This is a genomic window from Pontibacter russatus, assembly GCF_009931655.1.
GTDB lineage: Bacteria > Bacteroidota > Bacteroidia > Cytophagales > Hymenobacteraceae > Pontibacter > Pontibacter russatus.
The window spans coordinates 998,803-1,018,238 of record NZ_CP047984.1 but is presented as its reverse complement, the minus strand read 5'-3'; the positions used below and the strand labels follow the sequence as shown (position 1 = coordinate 1,018,238).

General features: G+C 47.7%; 19 protein-coding genes and 1 tRNA gene. 13 read left to right on the top strand and 7 right to left on the bottom strand.

Features of this window, described 5'->3' with window-relative positions; all coding sequences use genetic code 11:
* The first annotated feature begins 91 nt into the window (after positions 1-91).
* The 6 genes from GSQ62_RS04235 to GSQ62_RS04210 all read left to right on the top strand — a co-directional run bounded on the left by GSQ62_RS04235 (position 92) and on the right by GSQ62_RS04210 (position 6,046).
* A complete protein-coding gene (locus tag GSQ62_RS04235; protein WP_161888355.1) occupies positions 92-2,503 on the top strand; it encodes a hypothetical protein in 2,412 nt (803 codons plus the stop codon).
* Positions 2,504-2,592: 89 nt separating this feature from the next.
* Positions 2,593-2,940: a hypothetical protein gene (locus GSQ62_RS04230; protein ID WP_161888354.1), complete on the top strand. Its 348-nt coding sequence runs from the start codon at positions 2,593-2,595 to the stop codon at positions 2,938-2,940.
* Positions 2,941-3,060: 120 nt separating this feature from the next.
* A complete protein-coding gene (locus GSQ62_RS04225; protein WP_161888353.1) occupies positions 3,061-3,675 on the top strand; it encodes a hypothetical protein in 615 nt (204 codons plus the stop codon).
* 91 nt (positions 3,676-3,766) lie between these two features.
* Positions 3,767-4,444 (top strand): hypothetical protein, encoded by a 678-nt coding sequence (locus GSQ62_RS04220; RefSeq protein WP_161888352.1) that lies wholly within the window; start codon positions 3,767-3,769, stop codon positions 4,442-4,444.
* 48 nt (positions 4,445-4,492) lie between these two features.
* A complete protein-coding gene (locus tag GSQ62_RS04215; protein ID WP_161888351.1) occupies positions 4,493-5,569 on the top strand; it encodes a DUF2971 domain-containing protein in 1,077 nt (358 codons plus the stop codon).
* A gap of 114 nt (positions 5,570-5,683) precedes the next feature.
* Positions 5,684-6,046, top strand: coding sequence for a DUF7674 family protein (locus GSQ62_RS04210; protein WP_161888350.1), 363 nt, complete (start codon positions 5,684-5,686; stop codon positions 6,044-6,046).
* Between the two features lie 568 nt (positions 6,047-6,614).
* Here GSQ62_RS04210 and GSQ62_RS04205 read toward each other — a convergent pair.
* Positions 6,615-7,316, bottom strand: a complete 702-nt coding sequence (locus GSQ62_RS04205) for a hypothetical protein (RefSeq protein WP_161888349.1) — start codon at positions 7,314-7,316, stop codon at positions 6,615-6,617.
* Positions 7,317-7,358: 42 nt separating this feature from the next.
* Positions 7,359-10,490, bottom strand: a complete 3,132-nt coding sequence (locus GSQ62_RS04200) for a DUF6371 domain-containing protein (RefSeq protein ID WP_161888348.1) — start codon at positions 10,488-10,490, stop codon at positions 7,359-7,361.
* Positions 10,491-10,633: 143 nt separating this feature from the next.
* Between GSQ62_RS04200 and GSQ62_RS04195 the strand changes: the two genes are divergently transcribed.
* Positions 10,634-11,542, top strand: coding sequence for a hypothetical protein (locus tag GSQ62_RS04195; RefSeq protein ID WP_161888347.1), 909 nt, complete (start codon positions 10,634-10,636; stop codon positions 11,540-11,542).
* Between the two features lie 132 nt (positions 11,543-11,674).
* Positions 11,675-12,010: a hypothetical protein gene (locus tag GSQ62_RS04190; RefSeq protein WP_161888346.1), complete on the top strand. Its 336-nt coding sequence runs from the start codon at positions 11,675-11,677 to the stop codon at positions 12,008-12,010.
* Here the strand turns inward: GSQ62_RS04190 and GSQ62_RS04185 are convergent.
* On the bottom strand, positions 12,005-12,307 hold the full coding sequence (locus tag GSQ62_RS04185) for a hypothetical protein (protein WP_161888345.1): 303 nt from the start codon (positions 12,305-12,307) through the stop codon (positions 12,005-12,007). The two genes, GSQ62_RS04190 and GSQ62_RS04185, sit on opposite strands and share 6 nt — an antisense overlap.
* On the opposite strand from GSQ62_RS04185, the gene GSQ62_RS21125 reads away from it, so the two are divergent.
* Complete coding sequence (locus tag GSQ62_RS21125; RefSeq protein ID WP_394351352.1) at positions 12,297-13,832, top strand: recombinase family protein; 1,536 nt, start codon at positions 12,297-12,299, stop codon at positions 13,830-13,832. The two genes, GSQ62_RS04185 and GSQ62_RS21125, sit on opposite strands and share 11 nt — an antisense overlap.
* Here GSQ62_RS21125 and GSQ62_RS04175 read toward each other — a convergent pair.
* Positions 13,792-13,866: transfer RNA gene (locus tag GSQ62_RS04175), tRNA-Glu, on the bottom strand. The genes GSQ62_RS21125 and GSQ62_RS04175 overlap by 41 nt on opposite strands.
* 192 nt (positions 13,867-14,058) lie before the next feature.
* Here GSQ62_RS04175 and gap point away from each other — a divergent pair.
* The 4 genes from gap (at position 14,059) to GSQ62_RS04155 (ending at position 17,499) form a co-directional block, all read left to right on the top strand.
* Positions 14,059-15,051: a type I glyceraldehyde-3-phosphate dehydrogenase gene (gene gap / locus GSQ62_RS04170; protein WP_161888344.1), complete on the top strand. Its 993-nt coding sequence runs from the start codon at positions 14,059-14,061 to the stop codon at positions 15,049-15,051.
* A 170-nt stretch (positions 15,052-15,221) separates the two neighbouring features.
* On the top strand, positions 15,222-16,070 hold the full coding sequence (locus tag GSQ62_RS04165) for a universal stress protein (RefSeq protein ID WP_161888343.1): 849 nt from the start codon (positions 15,222-15,224) through the stop codon (positions 16,068-16,070).
* A gap of 188 nt (positions 16,071-16,258) precedes the next feature.
* Positions 16,259-17,155 (top strand): diacylglycerol/lipid kinase family protein, encoded by an 897-nt coding sequence (locus GSQ62_RS04160; protein WP_161888342.1) that lies wholly within the window; start codon positions 16,259-16,261, stop codon positions 17,153-17,155.
* Positions 17,152-17,499, top strand: coding sequence for a translation initiation factor (locus tag GSQ62_RS04155; protein WP_161888341.1), 348 nt, complete (start codon positions 17,152-17,154; stop codon positions 17,497-17,499). Before GSQ62_RS04160 ends, GSQ62_RS04155 begins: the two co-directional genes overlap by 4 nt.
* 58 nt (positions 17,500-17,557) lie before the next feature.
* Here the strand turns inward: GSQ62_RS04155 and kdsB are convergent, their stop codons facing one another.
* From kdsB to GSQ62_RS04140, 3 genes are all read right to left on the bottom strand, one after another.
* Positions 17,558-18,295 carry a 3-deoxy-manno-octulosonate cytidylyltransferase gene (gene kdsB, locus GSQ62_RS04150; protein WP_161888340.1) on the bottom strand — a complete coding sequence of 246 codons (738 nt, stop codon included), beginning with the start codon at positions 18,293-18,295 and terminating at the stop codon, positions 17,558-17,560.
* A 304-nt stretch (positions 18,296-18,599) separates the two neighbouring features.
* On the bottom strand, positions 18,600-18,935 hold the full coding sequence (locus tag GSQ62_RS04145) for a hypothetical protein (protein WP_161888339.1): 336 nt from the start codon (positions 18,933-18,935) through the stop codon (positions 18,600-18,602).
* A 73-nt stretch (positions 18,936-19,008) separates the two neighbouring features.
* Positions 19,009-19,341 (bottom strand): hypothetical protein, encoded by a 333-nt coding sequence (locus GSQ62_RS04140; protein WP_161888338.1) that lies wholly within the window; start codon positions 19,339-19,341, stop codon positions 19,009-19,011.
* Positions 19,342-19,436 lie beyond the last annotated feature (95 nt).

The window sequence follows — 19,436 nt, the reverse complement described above, 5'->3', positions numbered from 1 at the left end:
CCTCGCTACGCTTCAGGCTTCGGCTGTACAAGCACGTTAGCAGCTATTTTAACACAAGCTAATAACACAATTAACAATACGAAAATAAGAAATGACAATAGGCGTAAATCAGACAGTATCACCAATAAAATTTTTTTTTCTAATTGAGCCTAATTCTGAGAGCAAATTTGAACGAGCAGTCAAAATTGCATTTTCATATTGGGGAGGAATTTTCAGCCCAATTTTACCACTTCATTCAGTTTTACCGAACGAATTTAAAAATGAATATGCAATAGAATATGATGCTTTAGATTACTACCAAAACACAATAGAAAATTTTGATCCCGATCTTATTCTTTATGACAGTTCTTTGGATGTAGAATACATTAAGACATTAATTGGTGACAGAACTTTACTAACAATTGAAGACTTTCTTTCTAATACAGAAAAAGGAGAAATTCAATATGGAATAATCGTTCCTCAACTAATTTCTCACATCATTGAAACAGAGTTTAAGTTTGTAAGGAATGATAATTTAAAGCTTTTGCTTCCCGATACACAAAATTCGGGATTATTTTTAAAGTCTTTTATTGGTTGTTTTGTAGATAGCTTTCAAAAAGAAATAGGTAATCAGTTAAACTCCTATTCATATTTCGAACAGCCCGAAATAACTTTTGACAACATTGCTGACCATTTTCCAAATGAAAATATTAGCTCGTTAGATATTAATATAGAAGAAATAAACTCATTTCCTGAAAGACATTGGTTTAAGGGCGAAGGTATTTATTTTCTAAACGAAGCAAGGTTAAACGACCTTATTAATTATTGGAATCTAAGAGCTCTAGGCTGGAGTATTGTTCCAATACCGCTTAGCCAATTAGATAATCTATATTTTAGTGGATTTATAGAAAGGTTTAGTGCGTCTAAATTAAATAATTCCGAAAGTTTCTCACTGATAAATTATCAATTCAGCGCCACAATAACACCTGAACAAATACAAAAGATTGAGCAAAAGCTTCAGGAAGTACAGAAAAAAATTGGGGGTAATCTGAATTTTGCATTTCAAGGCTGGTTTCCCAGATTTTGGTCTGGGGAAAGGTCTGTATTAGAAGCTGACAAAGTTCTCTGCGGGAAAACACAAATTAATTCATCTTATTTGCAAGTAGAAGTCCAAGAAAATCATGTGAAATTCGCAACCGACCACTTACCATTCAAACTTAAATACAATTATAATCTTATAGCTTCACATAAAGTAAACCTCACGTTTAGTTATTTTGATGAATATTTAAACGATGCAGGGCTGATATATGGCATAGAAACAATTGACTGGATAAGATTGACCCATTCTTTTGGTCGAAATAAATGGCGATTATCTAAAACAGGTTTAAGTCACTATGCTAGACGGGAGGATGATGAGGTGCGTTTCTTTATTCCAAAAGCTAAAGATTTTTTTAAAGTCTATTTTTCCAAGAGCGGAAATAAACTAAACGAAACCTCAAATGGTCGTTTAGCAAATGAAGTATTAAAAAATATTGGTGGTATACAAGGTTCGTATTTTTTACAAAACAAAGCTTCACTTAATATACTTGCGTTGATTGAGGACGGTAAAACCGTTTATCATCCTCAATTAGTTGGAGAAATAAAAAAAAGTTTGAAGATTAATAATAATGAACAAGTCAACTCTTACATTAAAAGAATAATAGAAAATAAGATAATTGAATTTGGGTCAATTCTACAGTGTGAAGTTTGCCATCAGCACTCTTTTTACCTTCCGTCCGAGTTAACAGAAACAATGACTTGTGCTATTTGCAGAAATAACTTTAGTCTGCCAATGCATCAACCAACCGAAATAAAATGGGCTTACCGTGGAATTGGGCCTTTCAGCAAGAACAATAAAGTTGGTGGTGTTATAACTGTATTTTTAACTCTTAAATTGTTTAACCATGAATTTGCCGACACTTCAGGAAATATGTCTGCACTTATTGGTTTTGAACTTGAAAAAAATAAAAAAATAAAAGAAGTTGATCTTGCTGTTATGCTTCAAGAAAAGCACAGAGACAGTATTCCGCCTGATTTGATTTTTTGCGAATGTAAAACATACAAAAACTTCACATCTAACGATGCTGACAGAATGATTGAATTAGGAACTGAATTTCCTAATTCAATTTTGACATTTGCAACACTAAATAACGAGTTAACAGAGTATGAAAAAGCAGAAATCCTAAAAGTTGTGAATCATTTTAGAACTGGCATTGGGCACCGGCCAACAAATCCAGTCCTTATTTTAACTGCTAAAGAACTGCTACCAAATGATTTTTGGAATCATTTTTCAGAGTACAAAGAAGACTCTAAACCTTTTCACATATACAACGACTGGATTGGAAATTTATGTGAGTTTTCGGTAAAAAGGCATTTAAATATAAAAACTTGGGGAGAAATACAAAGTGAACTATGGCAAGAGGAAATGAAGAAACGAAATGAAGCAATACAGACAAACAAACAACAGAATAAAAACAACTGCTAACAAGGTATAAAAACCATTGCCACCCTTTGGGATGTCAACGCTTTTTACACGAGGCCGTTGGTAGTAATAAGAATATTATTAAAATTTCCATGAAGAATAGAAATTTGCTTTTAATTACAATTGGTATATTGATTTGTTTGATACATACCTCATGTAGCGGACCTATCATCCATTATTTGGGCGAATCTTATCAGCCTTCAACTTCAGTTGATCTCTATTATGATGTAAAAGAAGTAAAGAAAGAATACAAGGTAATTGGGAGAATGACAAACGATAAGTTTATAGAATATGATCCAGAAATTATAAAAAAAGAAATGATTACAAAGGCTAAATCGGTTGGAGCCGATGCTGTAATCTTTTATGATTTAACCACAGAAGACATCAAAGGAGCCGGTGATGGAATAACCGTAAAGGCTCAATTGATAAAATATTTATAATGTAATCAGATATCCACTGCTGGTTGACATTATAATTCCTACTACCAACCACACCTAAAGCACACTGAAGCGTGCCTTAGCCCAGTACGTTAGGCATAATTTAAAGTTAAGAAATGATTAATGAAAAGATTAGAATACTCCGAAGCTGAAAGGCAAATCTTAAAACAACTAATTGGTAAAACGGCAGAAAGAGTAATTTATAATTTCACTTATTATATCCTTGACTTTGGGACTTACTACATTTTGTTTTCTATGGAATTGGAGAATGGAATTAGCAAGTCAGGAAGCCAAGAAATTAAATTCACCAGACCAGAGCTAATCAGTGAAAAGTTAATACTAAATGATTCCGACAGAATTATTGCCGATTACATTACTATAGATAGAATTCAAATCCTAAAAACTATTATTTATTGGGGCCAGATTGATAAGGAGTATATAACAGTAAATTTTGGTAGCGAAGCAACTAACAAAACTATTGAGAATCTAATTTCTTCAGGATTTTCCACTGAAGAGGAAATAATGGTGAAACCCAGCCTTTCAAATGGAATTCACTTTTTGGAAGAATATGGTAATGTTGTTGATGTCGGAATTAGGCTTCAAACTAAAGATAAGAACCTAATAATTGCGGCCATTGACAATTGGTTTGGTTTTAGAGATTTTACGGATGGTTTCTTTTGGGAAGAAAAAAACATTGACTTCTATTTTTCAGAATCTTATGATTTGATAGAATTGTAAAAAAACAAAGCCTAACGGTTTGTACAGCCTTAACCCTTGCTACGCTGCGGGCTTAGGCTGTACAAACCGTTAGGCTCTATAGAAATTTATAATGTTTGGACTCTTTAAGAAAACAAGCTGGAAAATTGAAGGAAAATCACTGGCTTTCTTCCATTACCTGTTTTCTCAACTTCCACAGCGATATGGTTTCTTATTAGAGGGATTGACTAAGGGATTATATAGAAGATACTCTGTCAACTACTCCATGCCAGCAAACCATTATTCCATCGGCTTTGACCCGGCACAAGCAGACCGTTCAATGATAAAAGGGATTGGGTTTGAGGTAAAAAATATAAAGATTACAGAAGGTGGAAACTCTTATGATTTTAGCTTTATAGTGTCTGATGGTTTGTTCTGTGGGTTTGCATTCGAGAAGGACATCACCAAGTTAAAAGGCTACCAGATTGATGTGTCACAACTGAAGGAAGTACTTATCCAAAATGATAAGCTGGCCAAAATTGTAGGAAATCTAAAATCCGAGCAGCTTGACCTCGAAGACCTCTCCGAAATCGAAGTGAACGGAAAGGCCTACTACCAGATAAAGGATTTAGAAGATGGAAACTATCTCTGTATTGACGGCGATGGTAAAGTCTTCGGCTTGATACATGACCCTTATGAAATTGAGCTACTTAGCAACAGCCTCAGGCAATTTGTAGAGGCAGTCAATTCTGGACAGTTCAACTTCGAAAAATATTTAGAGTCAAAAACCACAAAGCCTAACCCAAGCTAAAGCTCACCAAGGCGTGCTTTAGCCCAACCGTTGTGCAGCATTGATAAAATGAAAGATATCCGAAACAAGTTTGAACAATATATCATGGGAATTGAAATTCCTGATGATATGGAACAGAAAGCGGAATGCAAGATTGTTTCTGATCTCTTTGGGTATTGCAAAAAAATAACCCCTAGTAGTCTCTTTCGCTACAGGAGTTGTACGGAAAACCATATTTCTGCATTTGAAAATGATCAACTTTGGCTTTCGAAACCATTAACCTTTAATGATCCTCATGACTCGCTTCTGTTTGTTGATAAGAAAAAAATTTTAAACAAACTAAAAAGTGTAAGTCCTGAATATAGTTTTGAGCATATAGAAAAACTGTTGAAGAGCACTAAATATAGAAAACAAGTGGAAGAGTGGTTTGGGCAAGACTTCGTTAATAGAATACTCAAAAATGCAACTCATAATGGCTCTCCCATCCTTTTAGCCCCTGAACATATAGAAATTCAAAACAGATATCATAAATACCGGATTGACTTAATAACCGACTTAGCAAAAAAGAGCATTAAAGAAGCCTCCTTAGTTGCCTGTTTCAGCGAAAAAGTAGACATAACCCTAATGTGGACTCATTACAGCGCAAATCATACTGGATTCGCTTTGAATTATGATTTTAAATCAATGTATATTATAGACATAGGACAAGGAAAAACAATGGGTAGCCTATTCGTTGATAATAAGATATTTCCTGTACTCTATTCTGACAAAAGGTATGATGCTACATACTATGTTGAATTTCATTTTATGGATGACTTCTTTCGTCATTTGGGTTTAAAATTTCCATATCCTTTCTACGATAAGCTGTTTTATTACAAATCTTTACTTTTCAAATCAAATGATTGGGCTTATGAAAAGGAATGGAGAATAATCCGACAAACCGGCAATAATCTCGATGAACAGAAACCCGACCATACCCATTTCCCAAATATCAAACCAAAAGAAATCTATTTGGGCCATAAAATATCTGATGAGAACAAACGATCTTTAATCAGAATCGCAAGAGCCAAGGGTATTAGGGTTTATCAAATGGATTTGGAGGACAGCGAAAGAGCGTATAAAATGAAGCCAGTGGAAATAAAGTAAACGATCGCACAACAAAAGCTATAGCGCAATAAAACGCGCCATAGCCAAACCGTTGTACTTTATAGAAATCATAGAAAAACAGGAGTGATAAGCGAACAAGATAGTATAAAGATTATGCTAAAGCTTTTTCCTGAGTTCAAGGACAAGCTTGAAAAACACAGGGGTTTTTGGGGAGACAACGAGTATGAATTTGGTTTAGAAATGGCTCAATTCTCCTCACTTGCCTTTGATAAAATAAAAAGCGGAACAGAAGAAGATGTAACTAAGCTTGCTGACTTTGCAGAACAAATGCTGATAGAAGGAAATGATAAAGTACGTTGGGCAGTCAAGTATGAATTTCTGGAAAACATCACCAATAGTGATGGCGAAAGAAACTTCCCAATAGTAAGGTTCACAAGAAAGTTAAAGCCTCACTCTATTGAGTTCTGTAAAGAGCTTGACAAAGGCTGGGGTACTAAAACAACAGGTATTTATTAAGAACTACAAAGTACAACACAATGCTTAAGTTACCTCGCTAACGCTTCGGCATCTTAAGCACGCGGCCGTTTACCTGCAATTAGAATTATGAAGAACTTGTACTTACTTCTCTTCTTACTTTTCACTGATTGCGCTTCAAAGCAGCAAATAGAAGTAGTGCACGAAGCTGAGAAAGAAGTGGTAAGTAGCACGGGCGCACCTAATGAAGAATGTGTAGCCACTACGTTTGCAGGACCAGAGCCAGACACAGCTTTCAACTTTTCAATCGGCAGTAAGCTTCTATTATGCTGACCTGTCTCTGGGACGCATGCTGAAGCTGTCCCGGTGTCCCAACATTATCTGGGTCAGGCACGTGATGCGTCCAAGCTGCTGTCCCAAGGCCGGAATCCCTCAGAAATCTAAGCTAAATTCTAAAGTTCTTCTTGCTTTCTGGTCATTGTGCTTAAATTTTGAAATGTTTATGGGCTGTATTACGCTAAAACAGCAGGGGCTACCAATATGGTAGCCCCTGCTGTTGCCTACTTTACTGTTTGTAAAGTAATCAGCCAAAATTATTGTTGCAATTCATTCAAATCATTAATGTATAGCATCTCATAATCCCGGGGGTACAGATGTCAAGATACTGAACTTTCATTATAAACAGCTCTAAATCAGCAGTTGCACTTAACTTTAGCCCTCGTACAGTAGACTCAAATTCCGGCTGCTGTTCCAGGAAACTGCTGATTTTTTCCAACACATGGGCAATGAAAAGCTCCCTGTAACTTGCACCGCAATACGAGCAGACACGTATGCTGCAATCCATAAAATGCTTTACCTCCTGATGCATCCATTTTATTTGCGAGTGCGCCAGCTCCTCCTTTTTGAAGCCCTCTGTCAGTAAATAGAGCATACAGCTTAATAAATCTTGATAGCTTTCATATAGATTTACCATATATTGACTCCTCAAGACATTCCTTATATAAGGGTTTTCCTGCTTTTCCAGCAGTCGTTTAAGTACCACAGTGTTGAAATCATCATTTTCTAAAGTACCGTAGATGTCCCTGGATGCCTTTGGGACAGCCGCTGCAACTGTCCCACCGGGAGCCCCAGCCCTATCCGGGACAGGCGCGGGACGCGTCCCTGCTGCTGTCCCAGGGCCTAAACCCTGTATTTCCTTTACCATTCTGCCTACGCTGGACTTGCTGATGCCTGTTAACCCGGCAATACTTCTGATGGAATAGCCTCTTTCGTGCAGCTGCTGCACTTGGGCAAATAAATTCTCTTGTTTCATGGGTGCTGAAAATTGATTGTTGGTTAGAAATTGGTTTTAAGTTCATGCGGCCACAGCTGCCCCGGCAGCAATGCCGTCAGCCAGTATGGCCCTGGTTTTATCGGCCACAACACCGAAATACTTCACTGCCCTGCCGTTTTCCTTGACGACGACCGTGTCAGCTTCAAAGAGAAGGTGAAAGAGCTGCATGGCCTTGTCCTTGGAGAGCTTTATGGCAAGGGCGCGGTCGCTGTTCACCACGGCGGTAATGGTGCCGGCGGTTACCCGATTGCCTATTTTATTATTAATAGAAGTTGATTCGGTAACCTTGTCCGCTATTGCCTGCTTGTGTCGCATTATCCGCTCCACGTCCCGTTTATCGGCAGGAGAAAGGCGCCCGTAGTGCTTTATCCTGCCATAGGTGTCCATCCTGTTGAGCAGGTCGCCGAACTTGCGGGCTCCCTTGTGCTCGCGCATCAGGGACACTATCTCTTCAGGGACAGTGCCCCTTTCCTGCAGCTTAAGGTAGTTTTTGAGGACTACCAGCGCTGGTTTGCTGGTAAACAGGTATTGGTGTGCTTCCTGCAGCTGGCTTGCCTCCTCGTTTACCCGCACATCGTAGCCTAGCCGCACAATCTGCTTGCGCAGCTCCAGGTCTCTGGTGGCGTGATGCAGCGCGGTGTAGGTGGTGGTGGGACAGCCTTTTTCCAGGAGCGCCAGGGCCTCTTCTTCGATTAGTTGCCTGGCGGCGTTGGCTGCCTTGTCAAGCTCCTCTGACTCCGGTGTCTTTTCCACCTTCACCTGCCGGGAATCCTGCATCACGATATGCCCTTGCGCTGCCAGCTGGCTGAAGAAACCGGCTGTTGCCGTGCTCCGGATGGCTGCCTGCTCCACTTCAAAGTGAATGAGCAGCCTGTTTACCTCATAGCGCTTCGTTGCCGCCTCGTATCTGCAGTACTTGGCCGTCTCCCTGTAGGCATAGGAGCCGGTGGGAAGGTAGGGGGTCAGCTCCTGGTACCGGTCGCTGAGAGTGTTCAGAAAGAGACGTTCCTGTTGCGCAAACTCCAGGATGTCCCGATAGGCGGCCTCGCCGTCAAAGTCTCTTCCTTTTCGCTCCTGCTTGTACACCGTCACCGGCAACAGGGGAATCCTGCGGGCACGGGCCATGAACTGCAGGGTGTTGGAAAGGCTCAGGTGCTCGTTCTCATGCTCTGCCACTATCACCCGCAGGTGCTGGTTATAGATGTCCACGCCACAGTCGATGAGGGATGTGGTGAAGATGAGGCGGACGTTTTCCGGAATATGCTTCGTTTCAGTTATAGCCTGGTACACGCTCCCGGCCACGCCCTTCGAACCAGAACTCAGCACCGCTATCTGCCCGGCTGCAAGTCCTTTGAAACTCCCAACTATCTGCTCGATGTGCTTTAGGTTGTTGAGCCGGATCAGATACTGGTAGCCAGCAAAGTCCAGCGTGGGAAGCAGCCTGGCAAGCTCGTGCTGAATCTTGCCTTTGTAGGTGATGGGGGTAAGCAGCAGCTTGTTTGACTGCCCCGCCTTTACCTCCACGTACTTGAAGCCGTATTCCCGCAAAAACTCCGGAGGCGTAGCCGAGATGCAAAGCACGTTTCTTGCCGCCAGCAGTTGCCTGAAGAGGTACTCGTACTTGGAGCGCTTGTCAGGCATGCCATACCCGGAGAGAAGCTCATGCACCTCGTCACAGATAATCAAATCATCATCCGCAGCAGGGGGCATTTTGGCAAAGCTGTCATAGGTGCAGACGGTTATCTTGCTGTGCAGGGCCGTTTGCACATCCTCGTGCGTGGCTCCCTGCTTGATGACGGCTATCTCCCCGTACCTGCTCCTGGCAATGGCATCCACGATGACAGTCAGCGGCTCCAGGATGATGACGCGGCCACGAACGCGACGTGCCAGTTCTTCCAGGGCGAATGTGGTCTTGCCTGTTCCCGTTCTGGCTTTGAGCAAGACCTTGCCGTGCTGCTGAATGTAATTGACAAGCGATGCAGCCTGCTCCCCGATGTAGCGGTTCACATGCAGCGTGTAGTCAGGCCCTTTGGCTTCTGGCCTCAGTTGGAAGCGCCACTCTGTGATATCTGGCCGCAGCCCGTCCCGCAACGCATCCGCCAGGTCGTAGCCATCCGCGCGAAGAGGGAACAGATCCACCGGGGTAAAGTCAAGCTGGTGCTTCTTCAGCATCCGGTAGGTGCCCAGCGAGCGGCCGGTGCTGTCTGCATCCACCAACACGTAGCCGGATTTGCCTTTCAGCGCCTCTGCCTTCTCTTTGCTTAAGGAAGAAGCCCCGCCAGTGGAGACAAAGTCGAACTGGGGGTAAAAGAAGCTGGCCAGTACAGCCGTCTTCTCTGACTCCACCAGCACGACCGGCACGCCTTCCCGCAGGAGGTGGATGCCGTAGAGGCACTGCCCGTATTTTTTACCGGCTGGGTTCTTGAGGTAGAAGGGCTTCCTTTCCTTGTCTCTGCTGCCGCTGGGCGTATAGGCAAAGTGCTTCAGGTTGACATAGGCTCCGCCCGTGTCCCGGTGGCCAAAGACAGTAAGTATGGCGCTGCCTCCGGAGGAGGAGCCAACGTGCCATTTCTTCAGGTGCGCTTCTGTCACGCCCTGGGACAGGGCGAAGCGGTGAAAGTTTGATCTGAAATCCTGTGTTACCCTGTCCCAAAGCGCGGCGCTTACCTGCGCCGCCTCTGTCTCTTTCTCTGTCCCAACTGGGACAGGCGGGCGCGGGACTGGGCTTCGTTGTGGAGACTGTGTCCCAGTGGAGGTATAGCCAAGCCTGGCGGCTAAAATAGCAAGCGCCTCCTTGAAATCGCAGTTGTGGTAAAACTGGATTACCTGGAGCGCATTGCGGGCTGTGTCATCACCGAATTCCTTTCCGGTGAAGTCCTTGACCAGGTAAATCCCTTTGTAGGGGTAGATGTTTACCCGCGTGGAGTGCTGGGTCCGGAAAACAGCGCGGAGCTTCCTGAAATGGGGGAAGTACTCCTGCAACACCTGTAGGGTGTTAGAATCTGTTAATAAATCGTCTGCGCCTGGCAGCTCCGGTTGAGGGTGAAAAAATGATTCAGGGCAGCCTTTGGTTTTACTGCCTCCGCTCCTGGAGGTGGAGCGGGGTTCATGCAAGGCCATTCCCATGGCCTGTGCATCTTTGTGGATGGTCACTTATACATTTTGAAGGGGGAACCTCGGGCCTATTCATATCATAGGGTTGCCGGGTTCATATTTGACGTTAGGTTAAAATTAATTACGGTGCAAGTATACAGAATATATTTAATTCCTTTACATTTGAGTAAAATTAATTTAACATGGAAGAAAGATATCTTGCATTAGACATCCCGGTTGAAGAGTGTACTTCCGACTATGCCATGGAGCTGCTGGAGAACCTGCGCTACAGGCAGTTCACACTCAAAGACGCGGGCGTTACTTCACGGGTGCACAACAACTGGCGCAGCCTGGGCATTGTCCCCGATTCAGAAGAGGACGGCAAGAAGCTGTATTTTGATTTTATCCAGTACCTCTGGCTGCAGATCGTGAAAGACCTTCGGGTCTTTGGCCTTCCCTTAGAGACCATTGCCGCTGTAAAGGACTATCTCTTTGAGGAGGACTTCATGGCGGGCGTGGAATATAGCGATAGTGATGAGGCGGAGCTGAGAAGAAACGTGGAAAAAGAAGCTCAACGGCCCCTGACGGATGGGGAGTTTGCAGAAATCTTGGAGAACATGAAGCGAGGAAACACTTTCATTCCCTATCGCTTCTCCCTGATCGTGCTGGCACATTTTCTTTATCGCTCCAACACCTATATCTACATCTTTACCGATAGCAGGGTAGTTGTCTGGAGCGAGTATGAGATCAAAAGCAAGCCTGACCTGAGCGAGCCCCACATCACCCTCCCGCTCAGCCATTATTTCTTCCAGTTCCTCAACGATGAGACAAAAGCGCAGTTCATAGCAAAGATCCCTATCCTGACAAGGGAAGAGAATGAGGTGCTAAGGGCCATGCGCAACGGCGATGTAAAGGAACTGACCATTAAGTTCTCCAAAAAGGGCAACAAACGCAGGGCTGACTTGATCACGAAAGTAGACAAGCAGCTCTCGGACAAGCAGAAGAAAGAAATCGCCCAGATTCTAGGCACCCGCGATTACAGCACCATCACCATGAAAACGCAGAACGGAACACAGCTCACCTTTGAGGAAGCCCAACGAACAAGGCTCTAATCCTCCCTACGCTGTATTCCCACTCTTCTGCATTTAGTGGTCAATTAAAAGTCACTGAAGCACTCAGGACATTCACTCAATTGGCATTCTAACTGAAGAACTCAGACAAGTGCGGATATTCTTATAATCTCCGTGAATGTAAATCACAAAACCCAAAGACAAAATGTAAAGCAAAATCAAAAGCAACAAGCATCACGAAAGCAGTTAGTACAGGCAGAAGGCTCCCAAACGCCAGTGGAGGAAGAGGGGCTCTACCAGAAAGTAAAGCAGGATGAGCAACTACGGCTGTACCATGTGGCAAAGCTCCTGGCCACGCCGGGCTACACCGGCCTGACTGAGACGGAGGCGGGGGACATGGTGGAGCAGATGCTCCGCCTCTCCTGCCTGGTGTACGAGATGCTGTCCTGGGAGGGTAAACCAGGCGATGAACGAGTGAAAAGCAGTATAAACAGTGGCAACAGGTCATAAGACGATGAAAAAAGACAAAGCAGGCGCAAAGGGCAATTGCAGCACAACAGCCAGCAACACGAGAGCAACACCGGGCAACGTCGCGGCAACAAAAGCGCAACGCCAGCGCAACATAAAAGCAACGATGAGCAACACGAGAGCAACAGCCAGCAACAAGAAAGCAACAGGCGACAACACGAGAGCAACGGCCAGCAACACGGGAGCAACAGCGGGCAACGAGCTGAGCATCTTCGCACGACCGCAGCAGATCGGAAAAAAGAAAAGCAAGGCCGCTGCCCGGGGCAAGGTGGCCGTCATCTACACCCGCGTCTCCACCAAGGAGCAGGCCGAGACCAACCAGAGCCTGGAGACGCAGCTGGAGCGCTGCCGCCTCTACGCCGAGCGCCACGGCTACGAGGTGGCGCAGACCTTCGGGGGCACCTACGAGAGCGCCAAGAACGACGAGCGGAAGCACTTCCAGCTCATGCTCGACTTTGTGAGGAAGAGCCGCCTGCGCGTGGGCTACATCATCGTCTACTCCCACGACCGCTTCTCCCGCTCGGGCTCCAACGCCATCTACATCACAGACCAGCTCTCGCAGCTGGGCATCGCGGTGGTGGCCGTCACCCAGCCGGTGGACACGATGACGGCCTCAGGCAAGCTGCAGCAGAACATCCAGTTCCTTTTCTCCCAGTTCGACAACGACCAGCGGCGGGAGAAGTGCGTGGCCGGTATGGAGGCCAAAGTGAGGAAAGGCTACCTGGTGGGCAAGGCCCCCATGGGCTATGACCAGCTGAAGGTGAACGGCGAGCAGGTGATAAAGGCCAACAAACAGGGCAAGCTGATACGCCTGGCCTTTCAGCTGAAGGCGGAGCAGGGCCTCTCCAACACCGACATCATCCAGCGGCTAAAGGCGCAGGGCCTCGCGCTCTACAACCAGACGCTGACCAAGATCTTCCGCAACCCGTTTTACTGCGGCCTCATCACCCACGGCCTGCTGGAGGAGGGCGAGGTAATAGAAGGCAGGCACGAGCCGCTGGTGTCCAGGGATACATTCCTGCGGGTGAACGGGCTGCAGGCGCAGAACGCCCACGGCTACACCCAGGTGAAGGAGGACGAACAGCTGCCATTGCGCCACCACATCAGGTGCGGCAGCTGCCAAAAGCCGCTCACGGGCTACGAGATGAAGAAGAAGGGCATCCACTACTACAAGTGCAACACCAAAGGCTGCTGCCTGAACCGCAATGCGGGCAAGATGCACGAGCTGTATGAAGACCTGCTGCAGGAGTACCAGGTGGACCCTATCCTCTTGCCGCAGGTGCAGGAGATGATGTCGCAGGTGTTCAAACGCCTGAGCCAGGACCACGAGCAGGAGGAGAAAAGGCTGAAGCTGCAGCTGTCAGAATTGAAAAAGCGATATGAGACGCTGGAGCGACGCTATGCTTACGGGGAGATTGAGCGGGAAATATTTCAGAAGTTCGGCGGAGAGCTGAAGGTAGAGGAGCGCGAAGTAGAGGCAAGTATCGAAAAGTTATCGGGACCCTTATCGAACCATCAAATGCTGCTTGAAAAAGGCCTGAAAATGATGCTAACCCTCTCATTGTCATGGCGAAACTCAGATGCTTCCAAGCGGAGAAGGCTGCAAGCGTTGGTGTTCCCGGAAGGAGTGCAGTATGACCGTGAAAAAGAGGCTTATCGAACCACCCGCGTCAACTCTTTTTTCGGCCTTGCCAGCGAGATTTCACAGAAAATGGGGCAAAAAGAGAGAGGGAAAAGCAGTGTTGAAACTGACTTTTCCCTCTTGGTAGCCCGTAGGGGAATCGAACCCCTGTTACCAGAATGAAAATCTGGCGTCCTAACCCCTAGACGAACGGGCCTTGTTTGTGTCGCTCGTTTTCCTGATTGACGGTGCAAATATACGGCTCTTTGAGAAGCTGCAAAACTTTGGGCTGTATTTTTTTTCAGTTTAAACGTAAACACTTATCTACCAGTATAGAAAAAAATACTGGTTTTACAATAGGGTATATTGTAACTTCGCAGCATTAACAAAACACATAAAAAAAGATACCATGTCTAAAATTAAAGTTGCAATCAACGGTTTTGGCCGTATCGGCAGACTTACATTTAGGGCGCTGCTTCAAAAGGAAAATGTAGAGGTAGTGGCTATTAACGACCTTACTGACACGAGAACTCTGGCGCACCTGCTCAAATATGACTCTGCACACGGCAGGTTCAATGGCACCGTAGAGGCCACTGATTCAGGCATCGTGGTGAATGGCCAGGAAATAAAGATTACGGCAGAGCGCGACCCAAAGAACCTGCCCTGGGGCAAGCTGGGCGTAGACGTTGTGCTGGAGTCAACGGGACGTTTCGTGGATGATGTCAGCGCCGGCGCTCACCTGGAGGCGGGTGCCCGCAAAGTGGTTATCTCAGCCCCTGCCAAGGGAGACGTGAAAACAGTGGTGCTTGGCGTGAACCAGGATATACTGAACGGCGAGGAGAAAATAGTTTCCAACGCCTCTTGCACTACCAACTGCCTCGCGCCCATGGCAAAGGTTTTGGATGACAAGTTTGGCATCGAAAAAGGCTATATCACTACTGTACACGCCTATACTGCCGACCAGAACCTGCAGGACGGCCCGCACAAGGACCTGCGCAGAGCCCGTGCTGCCGCGCTTTCTATCGTGCCTACCTCTACCGGCGCGGCCAAGGCGGTGGGGCTGGTGCTGCCTCACCTGAAGGGCAAACTGGATGGTGTGGCCATGCGCGTTCCGATTCCAACCGGCTCGCTGACTGACCTCACCTGCGTTCTAAAGAGGGCTGTTACGAAAGAGGAAATCAACGCTGCCATGAAAGAGGCTTCTGAAAGCAGCATGAAGGGTATCCTTGAGTATACTGAGGAGCCGATCGTGTCTGTGGATATAGTAGGCAACACACACTCCTGCATCTTCGACGCTGAGATGACGTCGGCTAACGGGACACTGGTGAAAGTTGTCGGCTGGTACGACAACGAGGCTGGCTACTCAAACCGCGCCGCAGACCTGATCGCTCTTATCAGCTAAGGCTTTAGCACATATCTGCCTGTATATAAAGCGAAAGCCCGCCCTGCACAGGATGGGCTTTCGCTTTATATATAAATAGTGGAGAAGGCCGTATGTTAACTGACTAATGTCATCGCATATATAAGAAAAACGGTATACATTACGCTTCTAAAACTTTTAAAGCACCGACTATGATGAAGAGAATTTTAGTACCCACTGATTTTTCGGAGGAGGCACGTAATGCCTTTGAGGTGGCCGTGGCTATCGCCCGCCGCACAGGCGCCGCCATCAAACTGCTGCATGTGGTGGAAGCACCCTATGTTCCCGACTTCAGCGCGACAGGCGACATTAATACCCCGGACGGTATGCAGCAGGTATACGTGCTGCAGTTGCTGGAGGCAACCAAGAAACAGATGATAAAGCTGATTGGCGCAGTGCCACACGATGGGGTGGAGGTGGTGCAGGAAGTGGACGTGGACAAACCTATCAACAAGATAAAGCGCACCATACAGAAAGACGCGGTGGACCTGGTGGTGATGGGCTCGAAGGGCAGCAGCGGCCTGGATGAGTTTCTGATCGGATCTAACACCGAGAAAGTGGTGCGTACCGCCGATTGCCCCGTGCTGACGGTGAAGAACAGGCAGCCTGAATTTGACGTGCGGGAAATAGTGCTGGCCTCCGACTTTAAGCGGGAGGCGGGCCAGGCGATGCAGCGCTTCAAGACTTTCCAGGAGCTGTTCGGGGCGCGGCTTCACCTCGTCTATATTAACACCCCGGGCGCCTTTGAGTCGAGCGGAAACCTGTACCGGAAACTGGAGGATGCGGCCAAGCGTTACGGCCTGCAGAACTACAGCATCAACATCTACAACGACACTGTTGAGGAAGACGGCATTCTGCAGTTTGCGCAGGACATACGCGCCGACCTCATTATGATGGCGACACACGGCCGGACCGGCCTTGCGCACCTGCTCAGCGGCAGCATCGCCGAAGACCTGGTGAACCATACCACCATCCCCGTGCTTACTTTCCAACTGAAGTAAGCGCAGAGGCAGGAGCTATATAAGAGGAGTGGTTCTGGCTATCAGGTATCTTTGATAGCTTTTGCTCATCCCCATATATAATTCGGAATTCGGAATTTGAAATAGTAAAGCACGAAGTGCTACGCCACTTCGTGCTTTACTATTTCATCGGAATGGGTAATTTTGTGCATAGCCCCAACCCGAGCACTATGAGCAAACGCCCCCATATCCGGTTCATCATCAACCCCACCTCCGGCCCCAGAAACAAACAGGACGTGGCGGCGCAGATACAGGCGCACCTCGACCACGGGAAGTTCAGCCATGAGGTGGTCTATACCGAGCGTGCCGGCCACGCCCCTGAGCTGGCCGGTGAGGCAGCCCGATGCGGCTGCGCCATGGTAGTGGCGGTGGGGGGCGACGGCACTGTGAATGAGGTGGCGCGCGGTCTGCTGCACACCGAAACGGCACTGGCCATTCTGCCCAGAGGCTCCGGCAACGGACTGGCGCGCCACCTGCAAGTGCCGATGGCGGTCGACGGGGCGCTGCGGGTGCTTAACCAGGGCCACATCACCACCATCGACAGCGGCAGCATCAACGGGCACCTGTTCGTCACCACGGCCGGCATCGGCTTCGACGCCTATATCAGCTCGGTGTTTGCGGGCAGCACAAAGCGGGGGCTGCAGAGCTACGTGGAACTGGTGATGAAGGAGGTCCGCAACTACAGGCACCTGCCCGTGAAGGCAAGCATCAACGGCGCAGTGATAGACACCCATTGCTTCGTGATGGCCTTTGCCAACGCCGCCCAGTACGGCAACAACGCCTATATAGCCCCGGAGGCCGATATACAGGATGGTCTGCTGGACGTGTGCCTGGTGCGCAAACTGGACATCATCAAGGCCCTGAACCTGAGCTACAGCATGCTCACCAACCAACTGGCCCACGCCGACAGCGCCGAGTATTTCAAAACCACGCACGTACAGGTGGAGACGGAGGAGCCGATGATGTTTCATGCCGATGGCGAGTATATGGGCAAAGCGTCGGCCTTCGACGTGCAGATACAGCCGCTGTCGCTGAAAATAGTTACACCTCAAATCAACCTGGTATGAAAGACAAGAACAAGAAGGGCCGGCAGGGAGTGGTATACTCCACTAGCTCTGACTTTAACTATGAGTACGAGCAGGAGCCCGCCGCCGAAACCCTGCCGCCACAGCAGCAGAACCTGAAGGTGATGCTCGACAAGAAAGCACGGGGTGGCAAGCAGGTGACGCTTATCGCGGGCTTCGTGGGCACCGACGAGGACCTGAAAGAGCTGGGTAAAATGCTGAAAAGCAAGTGCGGCGTAGGCGGCTCCGCCAAGGATGGGGAAATCCTGATACAGGGCGACTTCCGCGACAAAGCCCTGCAGGTGTTGCAGGCCGCTGGCTACAAAGCCAAAAAAGCGGGAGGATGATTTAATTACGAATTCCGAATTATAGGATTTGTTTTCATTCGTAATTCGGAAGTCGTAATTATATAAGGTGGGGCAGCACTTTGAGCAGGTCTTCGGGGGTGTCGATGCCGATAGTCTCGAACTCGGTAAGGGCGGTGGTGATGCGGAAGCCGTTTTCAAGCCAGCGCAGCTGCTCCAGCGACTCCGCCAGTTCCAGCGCGGATGGCGGCAACTGCGTAATCTGCTCCAGGATGTCTGCCCGGTAGCCATATATGCCGATGTGCTTGTAATAGGTGTGCTGCCGGGGCCATATATCGTTCGGCACATTGCGGCAGTAGGGAATGGGCTGGCGGCTAAAGTAAAGGGCTTCGCTGGCCTGGTTGATGACGACCTTGGGTGCGTTCACGTTAAAAAGCTCTTCCGGGGTATGTATCTTCTTGATGAGCGTTGCCAGTTGTGTCTGCGGTTTTGAGAAACAGGAGGCCACCAGGTTTATCTGCTCCGGCCGTATGAAGGGCTCGTCTCCCTGGATGTTGATGATATACTCGTACGGCACGTCGTGCAGTTTATAGGCCTCGAAGCAGCGGTCGGTGCCGCTCTGGTGGTGCGTGGCCGTCATCACCGCCTTTCCTCCAAAGCTTTCCACATGCTCCCGTATGCGCTCATCGTCGGTGGCTACCAGCACGTCTGCCAGGTCGGCCTGCTTTGCCTGCTCATATACCCGCTGGATCATGCTCTTGCCCTGGATGTTGGTCAGGGGTTTGCCGGGAAAGCGGGTGCTGGCGTAGCGTGCCGGAATGATGCCTATAGCGTCCATAGTTATTCTTTCTGTTTGCTGCAGCGCCTCCAGGCTGCTGTCTCAAATATACGTTACTAATTGCGAATTCCGAGTGTAGCAATGAAATGCACTGATCGCTGTAGATGAAAGTACCCCTCTGGCTTCCGCCATATATAGCAGGTGTGGGGTGATGCTATATATACCATATATCCAGACGAAATCAATCCCCGCCATCCCTGGAAGTATCTCCATTCCTGAATTATTGACAATGCGCTGGGAGCAACACAAAAATCCTGTGCCTGCATACCTGACACGCGGGCGGCCTTTAACTTCTATGTATTCCTCACAGCGCGCGCAGGGATACTACCTTGATGCTGTTCATACTGGCGCCCGACATGCACGCATTCACTTTTTTGCCATACATGAGGATGCGTGCCTCTACCTCCGTGGAAGAGGCGGATTTGTAACTGTCCGGGATGTGCTGCTCATTGGTGGGCTTGTGTTGTACGCCGCCTATATACAGGATATAGCCGCAGCCGTCCACAGCATAGTCGCCCGTCCACACAAGGGTGGCCTCTACTATTTCTGTGGTGAAGGTTTCTTCCCCGTCCTTGCCGCAGGAGGCAAGCAGCAGCAGGGACAACAGCATTGAAAGGCGCAGGAGAGACAGGCTTGGCATCTGGTATAGGTTATATATGGAAGAGGCTGGTTCTGACTAATAGGTTGCATGCGCCTGCTCTGCGACACTTACTTTATGGCTGCGCGATGGACACTATCCGTATGGCCTCCATCACCCTGGGCTGTGGCAGCATGCCGCACCGCCGGTCGATGGGCTCCGGCAGCAGTACATACTCCAGTTGCACCTGCGTGCTGTCCTGTTGCTTGTAGGCCGCATCGATGGCGTCTTCGTTTTCCGGCAGGTATTTCTTCCCGTCTATCAGCACCTCAAAGCCGCAGCCGTCTGCCGCTACCTCGCCCGTCCAGAGCAGGGTGGCGGTGGCCGTTTCATGGCCGGTTTCGTGTGTGGCTGCGGACTGGCAAGCAGCAAAAAACAGCAGCGGGGCAAGCAGAAGGCGGTTGTACATATAAAGTGTTTTCAGGTTATATTAAAATGAAATAGTCCGCGCCTTTCAGGCATATAGGTTACTACAGCTTTTCTTCAAAATCAGGAGGTAAGATT

Coding starts and splice junctions, on each gene's coding strand:
- GSQ62_RS04210 (WP_161888350.1), top strand. CDS start 5,684: ATGCTAAAGCTTTTTCCTGAGTTCAAGGACAAGCTTGAAAAACACAGG.
- GSQ62_RS04205 (WP_161888349.1), bottom strand. CDS start 7,316: ATGAAACAAGAGAATTTATTTGCCCAAGTGCAGCAGCTGCACGAAAGA.
- GSQ62_RS04195 (WP_161888347.1), top strand. CDS start 10,634: ATGGAAGAAAGATATCTTGCATTAGACATCCCGGTTGAAGAGTGTACT.
- GSQ62_RS04155 (WP_161888341.1), top strand. CDS start 17,152: ATGAAAGACAAGAACAAGAAGGGCCGGCAGGGAGTGGTATACTCCACT.
- GSQ62_RS04165 (WP_161888343.1), top strand. CDS start 15,222: ATGATGAAGAGAATTTTAGTACCCACTGATTTTTCGGAGGAGGCACGT.
- GSQ62_RS04160 (WP_161888342.1), top strand. CDS start 16,259: ATGAGCAAACGCCCCCATATCCGGTTCATCATCAACCCCACCTCCGGC.
- kdsB (WP_161888340.1), bottom strand. CDS start 18,295: ATGGACGCTATAGGCATCATTCCGGCACGCTACGCCAGCACCCGCTTT.
- GSQ62_RS04230 (WP_161888354.1), top strand. CDS start 2,593: ATGAAGAATAGAAATTTGCTTTTAATTACAATTGGTATATTGATTTGT.
- GSQ62_RS04225 (WP_161888353.1), top strand. CDS start 3,061: ATGAAAAGATTAGAATACTCCGAAGCTGAAAGGCAAATCTTAAAACAA.
- GSQ62_RS04235 (WP_161888355.1), top strand. CDS start 92: ATGACAATAGGCGTAAATCAGACAGTATCACCAATAAAATTTTTTTTT.
- GSQ62_RS04185 (WP_161888345.1), bottom strand. CDS start 12,307: ATGACGGCCACCTTGCCCCGGGCAGCGGCCTTGCTTTTCTTTTTTCCG.
- GSQ62_RS04220 (WP_161888352.1), top strand. CDS start 3,767: ATGTTTGGACTCTTTAAGAAAACAAGCTGGAAAATTGAAGGAAAATCA.
- GSQ62_RS04140 (WP_161888338.1), bottom strand. CDS start 19,341: ATGTACAACCGCCTTCTGCTTGCCCCGCTGCTGTTTTTTGCTGCTTGC.
- GSQ62_RS04215 (WP_161888351.1), top strand. CDS start 4,493: ATGAAAGATATCCGAAACAAGTTTGAACAATATATCATGGGAATTGAA.
- gap (WP_161888344.1), top strand. CDS start 14,059: ATGTCTAAAATTAAAGTTGCAATCAACGGTTTTGGCCGTATCGGCAGA.
- GSQ62_RS04145 (WP_161888339.1), bottom strand. CDS start 18,935: ATGCCAAGCCTGTCTCTCCTGCGCCTTTCAATGCTGTTGTCCCTGCTG.